Origin of the sequence: Streptococcus cristatus (assembly GCF_003943515.1) — a bacterium.
GTDB lineage: Bacteria > Bacillota > Bacilli > Lactobacillales > Streptococcaceae > Streptococcus > Streptococcus cristatus_D.
In genome coordinates this window covers 1-18,262 of the sequence record NZ_RJPT01000017.1, presented here as the reverse complement: position 1 = coordinate 18,262, position 18,262 = coordinate 1, and the positions used below count along the sequence as shown (strand labels likewise).

The 18,262-nt window shown below is 42.9% G+C and carries 15 protein-coding genes, 7 tRNA genes, 1 rRNA gene and 1 pseudogene; 22 read left to right on the top strand and 2 right to left on the bottom strand.

Going from position 1 to position 18,262, the window contains the following annotated elements:
* The first annotated feature begins 20 nt into the window (after positions 1-20).
* The 17 genes and pseudogenes from rrf to D8791_RS10035 all read left to right on the top strand — a co-directional run.
* Positions 21-136 (top strand): 5S ribosomal RNA (gene rrf, locus D8791_RS10120).
* Between the two features lie 151 nt (positions 137-287).
* Positions 288-361: transfer RNA gene (locus D8791_RS10110), tRNA-Met, on the top strand.
* Between the two features lie 3 nt (positions 362-364).
* Positions 365-437 (top strand) — tRNA-Phe (locus D8791_RS10105).
* Positions 438-454: 17 nt separating this feature from the next.
* Positions 455-535, top strand: a tRNA-Tyr gene (locus D8791_RS10100).
* Between the two features lie 6 nt (positions 536-541).
* A tRNA-Trp gene (locus D8791_RS10095) sits at positions 542-612 on the top strand.
* Between the two features lie 12 nt (positions 613-624).
* A tRNA-His gene (locus D8791_RS10090) sits at positions 625-697 on the top strand.
* A 16-nt stretch (positions 698-713) separates the two neighbouring features.
* Positions 714-785: transfer RNA gene (locus tag D8791_RS10085), tRNA-Gln, on the top strand.
* 7 nt (positions 786-792) lie between these two features.
* Positions 793-876 (top strand) — tRNA-Leu (locus tag D8791_RS10080).
* A 175-nt stretch (positions 877-1,051) separates the two neighbouring features.
* Complete coding sequence (locus D8791_RS10075; protein ID WP_125447740.1) at positions 1,052-2,044, top strand: ABC transporter ATP-binding protein; 993 nt, start codon at positions 1,052-1,054, stop codon at positions 2,042-2,044.
* Between the two features lies 1 nt (position 2,045).
* Positions 2,046-2,864 carry an ABC transporter permease gene (locus D8791_RS10070; protein WP_125447738.1) on the top strand — a complete coding sequence of 273 codons (819 nt, stop codon included), beginning with the start codon at positions 2,046-2,048 and terminating at the stop codon, positions 2,862-2,864.
* Position 2,865: 1 nt separating this feature from the next.
* Positions 2,866-3,651: an ABC transporter permease gene (locus D8791_RS10065; protein ID WP_125447736.1), complete on the top strand. Its 786-nt coding sequence runs from the start codon at positions 2,866-2,868 to the stop codon at positions 3,649-3,651.
* A 220-nt stretch (positions 3,652-3,871) separates the two neighbouring features.
* Positions 3,872-4,282, top strand: a complete 411-nt coding sequence (locus D8791_RS10060; protein WP_125447734.1) for a GNAT family N-acetyltransferase — start codon at positions 3,872-3,874, stop codon at positions 4,280-4,282.
* 75 nt (positions 4,283-4,357) lie between these two features.
* A complete protein-coding gene (locus D8791_RS10055) occupies positions 4,358-4,660 on the top strand; it encodes a hypothetical protein (protein ID WP_005591116.1) in 303 nt (100 codons plus the stop codon).
* On the top strand, positions 4,660-5,211 hold the full coding sequence (locus D8791_RS10050; RefSeq protein ID WP_125447732.1) for a CvpA family protein: 552 nt from the start codon (positions 4,660-4,662) through the stop codon (positions 5,209-5,211). The genes D8791_RS10055 and D8791_RS10050 overlap by 1 nt, the downstream gene beginning before the upstream one ends.
* Before the next feature lie 69 nt (positions 5,212-5,280).
* Positions 5,281-7,614, top strand: coding sequence for an endonuclease MutS2 (locus D8791_RS10045; RefSeq protein WP_125447730.1), 2,334 nt, complete (start codon positions 5,281-5,283; stop codon positions 7,612-7,614).
* 94 nt (positions 7,615-7,708) lie between these two features.
* Positions 7,709-8,023 (top strand): thioredoxin, encoded by a 315-nt coding sequence (gene trxA / locus D8791_RS10040; RefSeq protein WP_045498501.1) that lies wholly within the window; start codon positions 7,709-7,711, stop codon positions 8,021-8,023.
* A gap of 484 nt (positions 8,024-8,507) precedes the next feature.
* Positions 8,508-8,885: pseudogene (locus D8791_RS10035) on the top strand (IS3 family transposase); the annotation flags it as partial.
* Positions 8,886-8,939: 54 nt separating this feature from the next.
* Here the strand turns inward: D8791_RS10035 and D8791_RS10030 are convergent.
* Together D8791_RS10030 and D8791_RS10025 are read right to left on the bottom strand one after the other, a co-directional pair.
* Positions 8,940-9,215 carry a hypothetical protein gene (locus D8791_RS10030; protein WP_125447728.1) on the bottom strand — a complete coding sequence of 92 codons (276 nt, stop codon included), beginning with the start codon at positions 9,213-9,215 and terminating at the stop codon, positions 8,940-8,942.
* A gap of 9 nt (positions 9,216-9,224) precedes the next feature.
* Complete coding sequence (locus D8791_RS10025; RefSeq protein ID WP_125390824.1) at positions 9,225-9,635, bottom strand: HIT family protein; 411 nt, start codon at positions 9,633-9,635, stop codon at positions 9,225-9,227.
* 75 nt (positions 9,636-9,710) lie between these two features.
* On the opposite strand from D8791_RS10025, the gene D8791_RS10020 reads away from it, so the two are divergent.
* From D8791_RS10020 to D8791_RS10000, 5 genes are all read left to right on the top strand, one after another.
* The gene (locus D8791_RS10020) at positions 9,711-10,442 is read left to right on the top strand and encodes an ABC transporter ATP-binding protein (protein WP_125447726.1); all 732 of its coding nucleotides are present in this window, start codon (positions 9,711-9,713) and stop codon (positions 10,440-10,442) included.
* Complete coding sequence (locus tag D8791_RS10015) at positions 10,439-11,485, top strand: ABC transporter permease (protein WP_125447724.1); 1,047 nt, start codon at positions 10,439-10,441, stop codon at positions 11,483-11,485. The genes D8791_RS10020 and D8791_RS10015 overlap by 4 nt, the downstream gene beginning before the upstream one ends.
* 50 nt (positions 11,486-11,535) lie before the next feature.
* Positions 11,536-12,330 carry a cell cycle regulator CcrZ gene (gene ccrZ, locus D8791_RS10010; protein WP_125447722.1) on the top strand — a complete coding sequence of 265 codons (795 nt, stop codon included), beginning with the start codon at positions 11,536-11,538 and terminating at the stop codon, positions 12,328-12,330.
* The gene (gene trmB, locus D8791_RS10005) at positions 12,327-12,965 is read left to right on the top strand and encodes a tRNA (guanosine(46)-N7)-methyltransferase TrmB (protein WP_045498545.1); all 639 of its coding nucleotides are present in this window, start codon (positions 12,327-12,329) and stop codon (positions 12,963-12,965) included. The genes ccrZ and trmB overlap by 4 nt, the downstream gene beginning before the upstream one ends.
* Before the next feature lie 393 nt (positions 12,966-13,358).
* On the top strand, positions 13,359-18,262 hold a 4,904-nt coding region (locus D8791_RS10000; RefSeq protein WP_185760587.1), incomplete at its 3' end, for a mucin-binding protein.

Sequence of the window (18,262 nt, the reverse complement as noted above, 5' to 3'; positions counted from 1 at the left end):
TTGTAAGTTAATTCAGCAAGTTAAGTGACGATAGCCTAGGAGATACACCTGTACCCATGCCGAACACAGAAGTTAAGCCCTAGAACGCCGGAAGTAGTTGGGGGTTGCCCCCTGTGAGATATGGAAGTCGCTTAGCAGGATAGGAAGTTTTAGAACTTCCTTTTTGGGAGTTTGGGAGTTTAGCTCAGCTTTACCCAAGTCCGGCTGAAGGGAACGGTCTTGAAAACCGTCAGGCGTGTAAAAGCGTGCGTGGGTTCGAATCCCACATCCTCCTTAGATTAGAATATCGCGGGATGGAGCAGCTAGGTAGCTCGTCGGGCTCATAACCCGAAGGTCGTAGGTTCAAATCCTGCTCCCGCAATTTGGCTCGGTAGCTCAGTTGGTAGAGCAATGGATTGAAGCTCCATGTGTCGGCGGTTCGATTCCGTCTCGCGCCATATATCTTTAGAATTTCGGAAGGGTAGCGAAGAGGCTAAACGCGGCGGACTGTAAATCCGCTCCTTCGGGTTCGGGGGTTCGAATCCCTCCCCTTCCATGCTTAACGGGCATAGTTTAAAGGTAGAACTAAGGTCTCCAAAACCTTCAGTGTGGGTTCAATTCCTACTGCCCGTGTTTTGGAATATGGCGGGTGTGGTGAAGTGGTTAACACACCAGATTGTGGCTCTGGCATGCGTGGGTTCGATCCCCATCACTCGCCTATTTCTTTTGATTATTGGGGTATCGCCAAGCGGTAAGGCAAGGGACTTTGACTCCCTCATGCGTTGGTTCGAATCCAGCTACCCCAGTTACTTTGCCGGCGTGGCGGAATTGGCAGACGCGCTGGACTCAAAATCCAGTGTCCATTCGGACGTGCCGGTTCGACCCCGGCCGCCGGTATAGTAATAAAGACAAGGTTTTCGGATCTTGTCTTTTTTTACAAATTTTTATCTTTGGGTTATTTATAATTTCTTATGTTATGCTAGATCGTCTGATTTTTTGCTTTTTTCTTTATTTTGCGTTAAATTAGACATTGTGAAACGAGTTACCGAAGACTTTCTAAAGGGAGAAATGTATGGCAATGATAGAAGTGGAACATCTTCAGAAAAATTTTGTGAAGACAGTCAAGGAACCGGGATTAAAGGGGGCTTTGCGCTCCTTTATTCATCCTGAAAAGCAGACCTTTGAAGCGGTCAAGGATTTGACCTTTGAGGTGCCCAAGGGGCAGATCTTAGGCTTTATCGGGGCCAATGGTGCTGGAAAGTCAACAACGATTAAAATGCTGACAGGAATTTTGAAACCGACATCTGGTTTTTGTCGGATTAATGGCAAGATTCCGCAGGATAATCGCCAAGACTATGTCAAAGATATTGGGGTGGTCTTCGGGCAAAGAACCCAGCTATGGTGGGATTTGGCACTGCAAGAGACCTACACGGTCTTGAAAGAGATTTACGATGTGCCAGACTCGCTTTTCCATAAGCGCATGGACTTTTTGAATGAAGTCTTGGATTTGAAGGATTTTATCAAGGATCCCGTGCGAACTCTTTCGCTGGGTCAACGGATGCGGGCGGACATTGCGGCCTCCTTGCTTCACAATCCCAAGGTTCTCTTTTTAGATGAGCCGACTATTGGTTTGGACGTTTCGGTCAAGGACAACATTCGTCGGGCAATTACCCAGATCAATCAAGAGGAAGAAACAACCATTCTCTTGACCACTCACGACCTGAGCGACATTGAGCAACTTTGTGATCGGATTTTTATGATTGACAAGGGGCAGGAGATTTTTGATGGTACGGTTAGCCAGCTCAAGGAAACCTTTGGCAAGATGAAGACTCTTTCCTTTGAACTGGTACCAGGTCAAAGTCATCTCGTCTCTCACTATGAAGGCTTGCCTGATATGATCATTGATAGACAAGGGAATAGCCTCAATATTCAATACGATAGTTCCCGCTATCAGTCGGCTGATATTATCAAGCAAATCCTGTCTGATTTTGAGATCCGCGATTTGAAGATGGTGGATACGGATATTGAAGATATTATCCGTCGCTTCTACCGAAAGGAGCTCTAAGATGGTCAAATTGTGGAGACGTTATAAACCCTTTATCAATGCAGGGGTTCAGGAGTTGATTACCTATCGAGTCAACTTTATTCTCTATCGGATTGGCGATGTCATGGGTGCTTTTGTGGAATTTTATCTCTGGAAGGCTGTCTTTGATTCCTCGCAAGAGTCTTTGATTCAGGGTTTCAGTATGGCAGATATCACCCTCTACATCATCATGAGTTTTGTGACTAATCTTCTGACTAGGTCGGATTCTTCCTTTATGATTGGTGAGGAGGTCAAGGATGGTTCCATTATCATGCGTTTGTTGAGACCAGTGCATTTTGCAGCTTCTTACCTCTTTACGGAACTTGGATCCAAGTGGTTGATTTTTATCTCTGTTGGACTGCCATTTTTAAGTGTCATCGTATTGATGAAAATTTTATCTAGGCAAGGGGTTGTAGAAGTGCTAGGATTAACCATCCTTTATCTCTTTAGCTTAATCCTAGCCTACCTGATTAACTTTTTCTTTAATATCTGCTTTGGGTTTTCAGCCTTTGTGTTTAAAAATTTATGGGGCTCTAATCTGCTTAAGAATTCTCTGATTGACTTTATGTCTGGGAGTTTGATTCCCTTGGCTTTCTTTCCAAAGATCGTATCAGATATTCTGTCCTTCTTGCCTTTTTCATCCTTGATTTATACTCCAGTTATGATTGTTGTTGGAAAATACGATGCCAGTCAGATTCTTCAAGCACTCTTGCTACAGTTCTTCTGGCTCATAGTGATGGTGAGCTTGTCTCAGTTGATTTGGAAAAGAGTCCAGTCATTTATCACCATTCAAGGAGGTTAGTATGAAAAAATATCAGCGTATGCATCTGATTTTTATCAGACAATACATCAAGCAAATCATGGAATACAAGGTCGATTTTGTGGTGGGCGTGTTAGGTGTCTTCCTGACCCAAGGCTTGAACCTCTTGTTTCTCAATGTACTCTTTCAACACATCCCCTCGCTAGAAGGCTGGACTTTTCAAGAGATAGCTTTCATTTATGGATTTTCCTTAATTCCCAAGGGATTGGACCATCTCTTTTTTGATAATCTCTGGGCACTGGGGCAACGCTTGGTGCGAAAGGGAGAATTTGACAAATACCTGACTCGTCCTATCAATCCTCTCTTTCACATCCTAGTCGAGACCTTTCAGATTGATGCCTTGGGCGAACTCTTGGTCGGTGGAATCTTGCTAGCGACAACGGTCTCTAGCATTGCTTGGACTCTTCCCAAATTCTTGCTTTTCCTAGTCTGTATCCCCTTTGCGACCTTGATTTATACTTCTTTGAAAATCGCGACAGCCAGTATCGCTTTTTGGACCAAGCAGTCAGGTGCTATGATTTACATTTTTTATATGTTTAATGACTTTGCTAAGTACCCGATTTCCATTTACAATTCGCTTCTTCGTTGGTTGATTAGTTTTATTGTGCCTTTTGCCTTTACGGCCTACTACCCCGCCAGCTATTTCTTGCAGGACAAGAATGGACTCTTTAACATTGGTGGTTTGATTCTGATTTCTCTTGTCTTCTTTGTCATTTCCTTGAAACTATGGGACAGGGGTTTAGACGCCTACGAAAGTGCTGGATCGTAAGAGTGAGTATAAATAAAGGGCGATATGCATGCAGAAAGTCTATGAATAAGAGAACTATTAGATACAGTATAAGGACAAGGTTTGCTGCCTTGTCTTTTCTAATATATTTTAAGGTATCTATCTTTCAAATTTTTATTTTTGGAATGAATAAATTCTACTTATCTTGCTAAAATGGTAGAATAGGTTTAAGATTTGTCTGATAAGTAAGAAGGAGAGCCTAATGAAATTGAGATTGGAAAATAAAGAATCTGAACGAGCACAGGAACTTGGGAATTTAATCCGAGCTTATAATCGCTCTAAAAGGGAAGCTTCAACAAGTGAGCCTCTAAATATCTTTGTCGAAGATGAGGACGGAAATTTAATGGGAGGTCTGGTAGCCGAAACGTTTGGCTATTGGCTTGAAATTGAGTATTTATATGTGAGTGAGGCTTTACGAGGGAAAGGACTTGGCTCGCATATTTTACAAAGGGCGGAAGAGGAAGCTCGTGACAGGAAGTGTAAGTATTCTTTTGTGGATACCTTTCATTTTCAAGCGCCAGATTTTTATAAAAAGCATGGCTATGAGGAAGTATTTAGATTAAAAGAATATCCTTATACAGGTGAGCGATATTATTATACGAAAGAGTTATAATTTATCCAAGGATAGATAGCAGATTTCTACCTGACAAATGTCGCGATTTTTGGTATAATATCATGAGGTGATTTTATGGCAAATTTGAATAGATATAAGTTTACATTTGGAAGCAAAACCTTAACTTTAACAACAGAACACGATAATCTTTTCATGGAAGAAGTGGAGCGGGTTGCTAAGGAAAAATATAAGGCCATTAAAGAGCAGATGCCTGCGGCAGATGATGAAGTCTTGGCTATTTTGCTGGCAATTAATAGTTTATCTACTCAGCTCAGCCGCGAGATTGAGTTTGATGATAAGGAAAAAGAATTGGAAAGCCTTCGTCACAAAATGCTTAGCGAATTAAGAGAAAAGTCAGCTAATACAGGGGAAAGATAGTGTTTGCGATTATTATTTTACTAATATTAGCTTGGAGCTTTTATATTGGCTACTCGCGTGGGATTGTTCTGCAGGGTTATTATGCTGCTATGACGATTGTATCCATGCTAGTGGCTGGAGCTCTATATCAGGACATGGCTAAGTCCATCAGTTTATGGGTGCCTTATGCTAGCGCTGTTAAAGGCAGCTCGGCTTATTTCTTTGCAAGTTCTCAACTTTTCCGTTTGGATAAGGTTTTTTATGCGGGGTTGGCTTATCTTCTTGTTTTCAGTCTTGTTTATATAGTAGGCCGCTTTTTGGGGATTTTTGTAAATTTAATTCCCTATCCGAATAAGTGGGATACCAAAATTTTCAATATGGTCAGTGGGGCTATTGCGGTCTTCATTTCACTCTTTGTTATCGAGATGGGACTGACTATTTTAGCTACTGTGCCTATGTCCTTTATCCAAGAACGCTTAAATTCGAGTTTGCTGATTCGGTTTATTATCAATCACACGCCTGTAACTTCATCCATTTTACATGACCTTTGGGTCACAAAAATTATCGGATAATTAAGACTCAGTTGCTCTGTAGCTGAGTTTCTTTTTCAGTTTAAATCATATAGAAATAGAATGAACATGATGAATCATAAAATTTTAGAAACTTTGGAATTTGATAAAATTAAGGAGCTTTTTTCTCCCTATCTGCTGACTGAGCTGGGAGAGCTGGAGTTAAAGCAGCTCCAGCCAAATAGTAAAAAAGAATCAATTGCTGCTGCTTTTTTGGAAATGTCTGATATGCGGCAGATTTTTATGCAACATCCGCACTTTAGTTTGGGAGCGATTCAGGATATTAGGGGCTTGACCAAGCGCCTAGAGCTGGATAGTGACCTGAATATTGAGGAGTTTTTAGCCCTCAAGCGGGTCTTGGCTGTGACGCATGAGCTGGTGTCCTTCTACGAGGACTTGGAAAATGTCCAATTGGAGCGTTTGGATCGTCTTTTTAACAATCTAGTAGAGTTTCCTAGTATTCAGGGAAGCCTGCAAGCTATCAATGATGGGGGCTTTCTCGAAAGTTTTGCTAGTGAAGAGTTGAGTCGTATCCGCCGGAAAATCCAAGAAAATGAAGTTCAGGTTCGAGATATCCTGCAAGATATTCTCAAAACCAAAGGAGATATGCTGGCAGACCAAGTGGTGGCCAGTCGGAATGGCCGTAATGTACTACCCGTGAAAAATACCTACCGCAATCGTATTGCGGGCGTTGTTCACGATATTTCGGCCAGCGGTAGTACGGTTTATATTGAGCCGCGGGCGGTGGTTAATCTCAATGAAGAGATTGCCAGCAGTCGGGCAGACGAGCGCTATGAAATTCAGCGGATTTTGCAGGCAATGTCGGATATGATACGGCCTCATGCGGCTGAAATTGCCAACAATGCTTGGATTATCGGGCATCTGGATCTGATGCGTGCCAAGGTCCGCTTCATGCAGGAGACGGGAGCGGTGGTACCAGACCTGTCGGAGGAGCAGGATATTCAACTGCTTAGTGTCCGCCATCCCCTGATTGAAAATGCAGTGGCTAATGACCTGCATTTCGGGCCGGACTTGACAGAGATTGTCATTACAGGGCCTAATACGGGTGGTAAGACTATCATGCTGAAGACCTTGGGGCTGGCTCAAATCATGGCCCAGTCAGGTTTGCCGATTCTGGCGGATAAGGGCAGTCGCGTCGGGATTTTCAGTCAGATATTTGCAGACATTGGTGATGAGCAGTCGATTGAGCAGAGCTTGTCTACTTTCTCCAGTCACATGACCAATATCGTCTCTATTTTAGAGCAGGTGGATAGCAACAGTCTGGTGCTGCTGGATGAGCTGGGAGCTGGGACTGACCCGCAGGAGGGAGCAGCTCTGGCCATTGCTATCTTGGAAGATTTGCGACTAAGACAGATTAAAACCATGGCGACGACCCACTATCCTGAGCTCAAAGCCTATGGGATTGAGACGGACTGGGTGGAAAATGCCAGCATGGAATTTGACACAGATAGTTTAAGGCCGACTTATCGCTTTATGCAGGGAGTGCCTGGCCGCTCCAATGCCTTTGAAATCGCTCGGCGTTTGGGTTTGTCGGAAGTTATCGTTGGCCACGCCCAAGAGCAGACCGATACAGACAGTGATGTCAATCGGATCATTGAGCGACTAGAGGAGCAGACGCTGGAAAGCCGCAAGCGCTTGGATAATATCCGCGAAGTAGAGCAGGAAAATCTCAAATTTAACCGAGCCCTCAAAAAACTTTACAATGAGTTTAACCGAGAAAAAGAAACCGAACTCAATAAAGCGCGATTAGAAGCCCAAGAAATCGTGGATATGGCGTTAGCGGAAAGCGAGAGCATTCTCAAAAATCTCCATGATAAGTCCAGTCTCAAACCGCATGAGATTATTGAAGCCAAGGCCCAGCTTAAAAAGTTGGCACCAGAAACGGTTGATTTATCAAAGAATAAGGTGCTCAAGCAGGCCAAGAAAAATCGGGCGCCCAAGGTGGGAGATGATATTCTAGTGACAAGCTATGGTCAGCGGGGAACCTTGGTCAAGCAACTTAAGGACGGTCGTTGGGAAGCTCAGGTCGGTCTTATCAAGATGACTCTAGAAGAGCAGGAATTCAACTTACTCAAGGCTGAAAAGGAGGCTCAGCCTAAGCGCAAGCAGGTCAATGTGGTCAAGCGGACCAATACCAATGGTCCAAGAGCCAGATTGGATCTGCGTGGTAAACGCTATGAAGAGGCCATGGAAGAGCTTGATGCTTTTATCGATCAGGCCCTCCTTAACAACATGGCTCAGGTGGACATTATCCACGGTATCGGAACGGGTGTCATCCGTGAAGGGGTGACCAAATATCTCCGCCGCAACAAGCAGGTCAAGTCCTTCGGCTATGCCCCGCAAAATGCTGGCGGCAGTGGCGCGACGATTGTAATCTTTAAGTAGGGGAGCATCAGGTTCTGCCGTAGCAAATATTTTCTTTTCCTCTGGGTTTGGTGTACAATAATATCAAAAGTAAGCTATTCAAAGGAGAAGATTTATGGTAGCAGCAGTTACAGATGCAACATTTGCTGAAGAGACAAAAGACGGACTGGTTCTGATTGATTTTTGGGCAACTTGGTGCGGTCCATGTCGTATGCAGGCGCCTATCTTGGAGCAGTTGGCAGGGGAAGTTCATGAAGATGAATTGAAAATCCTTAAAATGGATGTGGATGAAAATCCTAATACTGCCCGTGAATTCGGCATTATGTCCATTCCTACCCTTCTGTTCAAGAAAGACGGTCAAGTCGTTAAGCAAGTCGCAGGTGTTCATACGAAGGAGCAACTGAAGGCGATTTTGGCAGAATTAAGTTAAGAAAGAAGCCTTAGGCTGCGATTCAGATTGAAGACAAAGTTCTTAGAACACCAGTTTCTAAGGGCTTTTCTTTGTGTAAAGTTGCATAAAAGATGTAAGAAGAGTTGCGAGGTGTTTTCCATGTTTCACAAAGAAAAACAAGACTATAATCGTCTCTAATATAGTTTTTATACAATAGACGAATTGCCCTAAAAGATTACTTCCTTTAACGAGTAGAATCAAGGATTGATTTGGCTATATATGACTTGGTTGAAGATACCTGTAGCCCGGTTATAATGGGTCGTAAACCAAAGAAAACCTGAGAAGAGGTGAGGCATAACTAAAAGCTCTTCAAGCAGAAAATGAATTCCTAAGAACGGAGGATACTGTTCTAAAAAGTTTATAAAATTTCAATTGAAGGAGGAAAAAAGAGAGAAGAAAAACGGAAATTATCCAAGAATTGCTAATTGAGTTTTCTTTTGATATTCTTCTAAAGATTGTCGAAATTACTCGCTCACCGAACTTGGAACAAGTAAAAACTATGTTGGAGGAAGCATTTACGGAGAAATACTGGGGGAATACCATTCTTTACAGAGACCAAGTCTGATAATATCAACACGCCTCTTATCATCAATTTTTAGAGAGTGAGGGGATTCAATAATTCATGTCATCCAAAGGTAACAGTCCAGACAACAGTATGAAGGAGTCCTTCTTGGGAATTCTTAAGTCTGAGATATTTTATGGTTATGAGAAGACGTTTCAGTCACTTAATCAATTGAAACAAGCTATTGTGAACTACATTGATTATCACAATAACAAACGAGTTGAAGTCAAATTGAAAGGACTCAGCCCTGTGCAATGCAGAACTAAGTCCTTTACTTAAATTATTGTCTAACCTTTTGAGATTGGTACATTTTTCTTGTTATGAGAAAGTTTTCTATTGCCAGATATCCTGTATTTGCGAGATTTGAGCCTGGGCTTGTTTTTCGAAAATCTTGTATTTATAAGTCAAGTCCTGAGCCATTTCCTTGATATTGTCTCGCTGTTCTTGGATAATGGAAAGATTGTGCTGGATGTTAGCTAAATTATCTTGAATTTTATCCAAGATATCGGATGTTTCGACGACTTCATGGCTAATTGCCTTCCGGTTTTTGACCAATCGGTAGCTGGTCCAGGCAGCGCCTGTGAACAGCATAAGATTTGAAAATTTCATAGTTCCTCCTTAAGCTTGCGCAATCTTTTCAGCCAATTGAGCTAAGGCTGGGAAATCTGGTTCGTGGGTTTCAAAGCTGATTTGTAAACCGTCTGTCTCTTCATAGCGAGGAGCTAGGTGGACATGGGTATGAAAGACAGTCTGGCCGGCGATTTCCTCGTTGTTGTTAAGAATGTTCATGCCTTTGGCGCCTGTCGCTTTCATAACCTTGCGGGCGATGTCTGGGACACGAGCGAAGAGCTGACTAGCACTGTCTGCATCCATTTCCAAAAGATTTCTGAAATGCTGCTTGGGAACGACCAAAGTATGGCCTGGAGTGACCTGAGAAATGTCTAGAAAGGCTACTACCCGGTCATCTTCATAAACTTTAGAAGACGGAATTTCTCCTGTGATAATCTTACAAAAAATACAATCAGCCATAAATGATACCTCTATTCGCTAGATTTTTGTTATAATTTAAAATATAAGAACATTATACCAGAATTTGGAGAAAATATGTTAGAAATCAAAGGCCTTACAGGAGGCTATATTAACATTCCTGTTTTGAAAGATATTAACTTTGAAGTGGGTGATGGTCAGCTGGTTGGGCTGATTGGTCTCAACGGTGCTGGTAAATCCACCACCATCAATGAAATTATCGGTTTATTGACGCCTTACAAGGGAGAAATTCGGATTGATGGTTTGCAGCTGCGAGAAAATCCTAGTGCCTACCGTAAGAAGATTGGTTTTATCCCAGAGACACCGAGTCTCTACGAAGAGCTAACCCTGCGTGAGCATATTGAAACAGTGGCCATGGCTTACGATATCGAGCAGGAAGACGCTTTTGAGCGCGTGGAGCGCCTCTTAACTATCTTCCGACTCAAGGATAAGTTGGACTGGTTTCCAGTGCATTTTTCTAAGGGGATGAAGCAGAAGGTCATGATTATCTGTGCTTTCGTGGTAGATCCTAGTCTTTTTATCGTGGATGAGCCCTTTTTGGGACTGGATCCTGTAGCTATTGCAGATCTTATCCAGCTCTTGGATGAGGAAAAGAAAAAAGGTAAGTCCATCCTCATGAGTACCCACGTTCTGGATTCGGCTGAGAAGATGTGTGATAGCTTTGTGATTTTGCATAAAGGGCAGGTGCGGGCCAAGGGCAGCTTGACTGAGTTGCGGGCCCAATTTCAAATGCCGGATGCTAGTCTCAATGACATCTATCTGGCCTTGACGGAAGAGGCTGCGCTATGAAAGAAGTATTTGCTAAACGCAAGCAGGATTTTCGTCAGCGCTGTCTGAAGTATCTGCGCTATGTTCTCAATGATCATTTTGTCCTGTTTTTATTGATTTTCCTCGGATTTTTGGCGGTTCAGTACAATCAATTGCTGCGGAATTTCCCTAGTCAGTCTTGGCCGATCATAGCCGGATTAGTCTTGTTTTCTGTGGCCATTCTTCCTTTTGGTAGTATTGCAACCTATCTTGAGAAGCCAGATCAGCTCTTCTTGCTGGTGCAGGAGCAGGCGGTTATTGAGTTTGTCAAGGGACAAATCCAGCGTTCTTATATTCTCTTTGGCCTGCTGCAAACCTTGTTGCTGGTCTTATTAGCGCCACTGTTTTTGGCTCTAGGTTTGCCATTCTGGGGTTTTGGGCTGTACTGTCTCCTTATGTTATTGCTAAAATGGCTAGTCTTTCAGTTCAAGGGGCGTCGCTTTTTCTTGTCTGATCGTCTCAATTGGCAATATGCAATCGCAGCTGAGGAAGGTCGTAAGCAGAAAGTTCTTCGTTTCTTTGCCCTCTTTACAAATGTAAAAGGCATTTCTAATAGTGTCAAAAGAAGAGCTTACTTGGACGGGGTGACGAGGTTTTTACCTAAGACCCATGCCAAGACTTGGCAAAATATGTTTCTGCGCTCCTATCTTCGCAATGGCGATCTATTCCCTCTGACCTTGCGTCTCCTACTTTTAGCCCTCTTGACAATTGCTTTTGTTAGCCAGTCTTGGATTGCTGCAGGTTTTGTCGTCCTTTTCAACTATCTTTTGCTCTTTCAGTTGCTGGCCTTGTATGAAGCTTTTGATTATCAGTATCTAACCCAGCTTTTCCCGCTGGATAGCAAGTCTAAAATCAAGGGCGCAAGACAGGTTGTTACAGGGATTGGACATAGTGTTTTGCTTTTTGAAACGCTAGTGGCAGTGCTCTTTTTCCAAGATAAGATAGCAGTGTTAGCAATGCTTGGAGCGACAATCTTTTTGTATCTAGTCTATTTGCCGTATAAACTAAAAAGATTGGTTGACTAAAAGAATGAAAATTAGTAAAATAGTGAGGAAACTTTTTAAGGAGGGGAATCATGGTCTTGGTTGATAACGAGCTAGCCCTGACACCAATAGCTGGTAAGAGCGGAAAGGCCTATATGGGAACTTATCCAGACGGGGGGCGAGTTTTCGTCAAGATGAATACGACCCCGATTCTGGCAGGCTTAGCCAGAGAACAAATTGCTCCGCAACTTCTGTGGAGTCGACGCTTGCCAGATGGCAATGTCATGAGCGGGCAAGAATGGCTTTCAGGTGCCATTTTAACACCTAATGATATGTCTAAAAAGCAAGTGATCAATATTTTAACGCGTTTGCATCGGTCGAAGCCTCTGATGACTCAGTTGGCTAAATTGGGTTATATTTTGGAAACGCCGATCGATCTAATCAATAGCTGGCTCAATCAAGCGCCGGTCGTTTTGAGGAACAATCAGTACCTGCAGTCTATTATCCGTGATTTGCGGCAAACGGTGCCTGCTTTTCGTGAGGACTATGCGACGATTGTCCACGGCGATGTACGGCATAGCAACTGGTTTCAGACGGACAGTGGCTTGATTTATTTGGTGGATTGGGATTCCGTTCGCTTGACGGATAGAATGTTGGATGTTGCTCATATATTGAGTCACTATATCCCAGATACCAATTGGCAGGAGTGGCTGACCTACTACGGTTATAAGTACAATGACAAGGTTGTCAAAAAACTGTATTGGTTTGGTCAATACTCTTATCTGATGCAGATTGCTAAATATTACGAAAACAATGATTTAGAAAATGTGAACCGGGAGATCTACGCCTTACGCAACTTCCGTTCTAAGTATGGAAAGGTAAGATGAGAGTAAGAAATCGTAAGGGGGCGACGGAACTATTAGAAGCCAACCCCCACTATGTAGTTCTAAATCCAGTTGATGCCAAGGGAAAATGGCGGGAAATTTTTGGAAACGACCATCCGATCCATGTTGAAGTTGGAAGCGGTAAAGGAGCTTTCATTACTGGGATGGCTAAGGCTAATCCAGATATTAATTACATCGGGATTGACATTCAGAAGTCTGTCCTTAGTTACGCCTTGGACAAGGTTTTGGAAGCTGATGTACCCAATATTAAGTTGCTCTGGGTGGATGGTTCGGAATTGACCAACTATTTTGCAGATGGAGAAATTGACCGACTTTACCTGAATTTCTCTGATCCATGGCCTAAGAAACGGCATGAAAAACGTCGCTTGACCTATAAGTCTTTCTTGGATACTTTTAAGCAAATTTTGCCAGAAAAAGGTGAAATCCACTTCAAAACGGACAACCGTGGCTTGTTCGAATACAGCCTGGTCAGCTTTTCGCAGTATGGCATGGTTCTCAAAGGTGTTTGGCTGGATCTTCATGCCAGTGACTTTGAAGGTAATGTCTTGACTGAATATGAACAAAAATTCTCTAGCAAGGGTCAGGTTATTTACCGAGTCGAAGCAGAGTTTCAATAAAAATTGAGAGAGTTCTAAGCAGAGATTGTGTCTTAATTGTTAGATTTTGAGTCTAACTTTTGGTACACATTCCTGTGAAGGATTCTTTTTTTATTTTGGCTTGTTTTTTAGTCTTGAAGGATGATTTTTCTTTAAGGATAACGTTTCCAAGATAACAAAGATACAAGATCTCCTTATTCCGATAATAATATATGTCACTTTTGTTACAGAAAAAAATTAGATAGCAAAATCCTTGATATAATAGGAGAAAAACGGTATAATTATAGGTATGGTTTGATGTCCAAACTTTGGCATTATAATCACCAATCATATATTTTGAAACGCTTTGCTGCTCAGGCTTTAAGACGTTGAGCAATAGGTGGTTGGACTATATTTAAAAAAGGAGAGATGTTCATGGATAAAAATGCGAGACGCAGATTAAACCGTGCGAGTGCTGAGAAACGACTTCGATACTCAGTCCGTAAGTTTAATGTGGGCGTGGCTTCTGTAGCAGTCGCAGCTTTCATGTTCTTTGGGGGGAATGTCGTTTCAGCCGATACGTTAGCTAAGACGGATTCTTCAAGCACCTCTACGGAGAAAACGACCTCTGTGCCAGATTCAGGAGAAGATTCGGGAGCGAATGATTCTGACTCCGAGTCGGCCATAGAAAAGAATTCTACCGTAGCAACTGCTGCTGAAAGCAATGCAGTTTTAAATGCAGCATCTACAGCATCTTCTACCTCTGCTGAAGACCTATCAAGCAAAGTGGAAGAAAAAACTGTTAAATCAGAAGCTACTTCAAAAAGTGAAGCAGCTTTAAAAGAGGCTACTTCACAAGTATCTAAAGCTTCAGTAGCGACTAGCCAATCAACTGCTGCAACTCAGTCCGAGGCTCGAGTTAGCCCAGCTACTTCAGCTACTGCGGAGTCAACTGCAGTTTCATCTGAAGCAGCTGCAGAATCAACTGCTGCTGTAGAACCTGCTAAGGTATCAGTTGAAAAGGCAGCTAGCCAAGCAGCTAGTTTGGCAACAGCTAGCCAAGCAGCAAATGCAGTAGCCAAAAGCGAAGCTAACTCAACATTAGCAGCTGCTCAAAGCGAAGTAAATAAAGGTTACGCTGATTTCCGTAAATCGGGAGAAAGCGGCTTCCGTTCGTTTGACCCACAAACAGGAAAAACAACTGTAACAAAAGAAAACTTCCTTGACTACTTCAGATTGAATGGTTCAGCTACCTATAATTCATACGATGGTATCGTGACCCTTACTCCAGATGAAACCTCTAAGACAGGTAACTTCAGTCTGAAGAGTAAGATCAATATGAACCAAAGCTTCAAGCTGACTGGTGGAGTTAACCTTGGTGATAAGACTCAGGAACGCTATGGTGCCGATGGTATTGGTTTTGCCTTCCATACAGGGAATACAACAGACCTAGGTGCCGATGGTGGTAACCTTGGTATTGGTGGTTTGCGTAACGCGAATGGTTTCAAGCTGGATACTTTCTGGAACGTCCACACACCACCGAAAGGGAACCGTTTTGATACTAGCAATACGGACTCATTCCAATATGGTTGGGCGGAAGACCCTCGTCTGGGACAATTCGGTGCCTGGGTAAATACTACTCATAAAAAAGTTCGTGGTGGAGGTATCTTCACTGGTGGTGAGTATGACCGCTGGTGGGCTGAGACAGATGCTGGTAGTGCTCAACGTCTAGACTCAAGTGACTTGGATGGTCGTTTCCACAGATTTGCTATCCAGTATGACGGTGTAACCAAGGAATTAACTGTCTCTTACGAAAGTAATCTTGGGATTAAGCAATGGAAGAAGAAAGTTTCTACTCCAGAACAACTGATGTCCATGGTGGTTACGGCGACGACTGGTAACTACAAGAACTTGCAACAGTTCCAAATCAAACGCTTCGACTTCTATCAAAGTGCCTCTGTTGACGTACGTTATGAAGATGAGCAAGGTCGAGAAATCGCTGAAGGCTCAGTAACTTATCCACAAGGTGCCTTCAAGGCTAAGCCTTATACCACTGAACAGAAGACGATTCCTGGCTATGGTTTCATTGGAATGAAGAGAGGTAGCTTGCCACCTTCAGGAACTCTGGCTGACTGGGGTACCAACGGTACAGTAACCTACGTTTACCGTAGAGGTGCAACTGATACGAAGACAGAAAAGAAGACAGTCACTCGTACTATTTATTATAAATATAGACCAGGTGTGACAGGGCCAACACTTCCGCCGGCTTACACTCAAACAGCTGAGTTCACTCGGACTGTGACAGGTGGTAGACCAGGTCCATGGAGTCCTTCATCTAAGAATTTTGCGCCTGTAGATTCTCTAGATGTCCCAGGATATACTCCAGATACAGCAACTGTTCCAGGAGTTACAGTAAATCCAAATTCTACTCCAAGTGATGTAACGGTTTACTACGACAAGAATGCTCCAAAAGTAACAACAGAAACAAAAGATGTTACTCGTACAATTGTTTACGAATATGAAGATGGTGTGACTTCAGGTCGTCCAGCCCTTCCACGTGAAGTACAACAAAATGTACGATTCACACGACAAGTGTCAGAAGATGCAAGAACTGGTAAGAAGACATACGGCAACTGGACTCCAAGCACTCGAACTGTAGATGCGGTTGATACACCAGCGATTCAAGGTTTTACACCAAATAAAACTCGTGTAAATTCAGCTACTGTTTCACCAACAGATCCAAGCTGGCGTGAAATTGTTTCATACCGTAAGAATAATCCAAAAGTAACAACAGAAACAAAAGACGTTACTCGTACAATCGCTTACGAATATGAAGATGGTGTGACTAGAAATCGTCCAGCACTTCCGCAACCAGTTGAACAAACAGTTCAATTTACTCGTCAAGTATCAGAAGATCCAGTAACTGGTCAGAAGACATACGGTAACTGGACACCTAGCCGTCAAAATGTTGCTGCGGTTGATAGCCCAGAAGTGGCAGGCTTTACACCGAACAAACCACGTGTGAATTCAGCCTCTGTTGCTCCAACAGATCCAAGTTGGCGTGAAATTGTAAGCTATTCAGCTGCAAATCAAAAGGGAAGCATCGTTTACCGTACAGATGGTAAAAATGGTGTTCCAGCTAAGACCCTTCACACAGACAACGTAACTGGTAAGTCAGATACACCTGTAAACTATACAACAACTGCGAAAATTAACGAATTTAAACAGTTGGGTTATGATCTTGTTAGCGATGGCTTTACTAAAGCAGGCGGTCAAAGATTTGACAGTAATAACAATGTAGATCAAACATGGGAAGTTGTTCTTACTCCACGTATTGAGACAAAACAAGAAACAAAAGATGTTACTCGTAACGTTCGTTACCAATACAAGGATGGAGTGACCACAGGTCGTCCAGCACTTCCTCGTCCAGTTACTCAAACAACAACATTTACTCGCCCAGTTTCTGTGAACAAGGTGACAGGTGTTGAAACTCCTGGACAATGGAACAAGCCAAGTGAAGAACTTCCAAAAGTTGATTCTCCAGCAGTTACTGGTTTTACTCCAGACAAACCAAGTGTTCCAGCTGCAACTGTTACTCCAACATCTCCTAACGAAGATGAAGTAGTAAGCTACAGTCAAGATGATCAACGTGGTATCATTGAGTATGTAACAGATGGACAAAACGGTGTTCCAGCTAAGACTCTTTATACAGACGGTGTTACAGGTAAATCAGGGGAAGATGTTGTTTATTCAACTGCTAACCGTATCACTCAACTTCAACAAGCAGGTTACAAACTTGTAAGTGATGGCTTCACTCAACCAAATGGTCAGAAGTTTGATAACGATAAGACAAAAGACCAAGTATGGAAAGTTGTCGTTACTCCAGTTATTGAAACAAAACAAGAGAAGAAAGATGTTACTCGAACTATCCAATACCAATATGGTGACGGTGTAACAGCAGGACGCCCAGCGCTTCCTAAGACAGTTACTCAAACAACATCATTCACTCGTCCAGTTTCTGTTAACAAGGTAACAGGTGTGGAAACTCCTGGTGCTTGGGATAAACCAAATGCTAACCTTCCAGAAGTAAACACTCCTGCTATTACAGGCTATAGCCCAGATAAACCAAAAGTTCCAGGTGTAACTGTTGACCCTACTACTGGAGATTCAGTTGAAGTTGTCAACTACAACTTGGATGAACAACGTGGTTCTATCAAGTACGTAACAGATGGTAAGAACGGCGTTCCAGTTAAGACTCTTTATACAGATTCTGTTGCTGGTAAGTCAGGTGAACCAGTAGCTTACTCAACTGTAAATCGTCTCACTCAACTTCAACAAGCAGGTTACAAGCTTGTGAGCGACGGTTTCACTCAACCGAATGGTCAGAAGTTTGATAACGATAAGACAAAAGACCAAACTTGGACAGTTGTTGTAACCCCACGCTTGGATGACAATACGAATCCAGCTGATTTGAACAGCAAGGTTACACGTACCATCAAGTATCAATACGCAGATGGTCAAACAGCGGGTCGTCCAGCTCTGAAAGCTCCTGTCACTCAAGAAGCAACTTTCACACGTACTGGTAAAATAAATGCTGTAACTGGTGAAAAGACCTTCACTGCATGGACACCAGCTACAAAAGAATTGGCTCAAGAAGCTACACCAGTAGTAACTGGATTCGTGGCAGATAAGGCTAATGTAGCAGCGAAGACAGTGAAAGCTGGCGATGCTAACAGCGAAGAAGTTGTACAATACAAGAAGCTCGGTTCATACGTACCAAATGTACCAGACGGACTTCCAAAAGTACCAAACCTTCCATATCCAAATGATCCAACAGATCCAACGAAACCAGGCACTGACCTTCCAGTGATTCCAAGTGTACCAGGCACTACACCAGTAGGCCCAGATGGTACAACGCCATTGACACCGAAAGATCCGAGCGATCCAAGCAAGGGTTACAACCCACCACCAATTCCAAGTGATCCAACTCAGGATACACCAATCAATTACGTTAAAGATGGTCAAAAAGCGATTATCACCTTCGTAGACCAAGATGATAACAACAAGGAAGTTGGTAAGGTCGTTGAAAGCGGTAAGTCAGGTGAGCCAATCGGAACAACTAACTACGCAACCCGTCTGAAAGAATTGACAGACAAGGGCTATGAAGTTGTGAACGATGAGTTCAAGGGACCTAAGACCTTCGATAACGATGATAAGAAAGACCAACAATTTGTGGTTACTCTTCGTCATGGTAAAGAAGCAATCAAGGATCCAGCAGAACTCAACAAGAAGGTGACTCGTACCATCAAGTATCAATACGCAGATGGTCAAATGGTCAA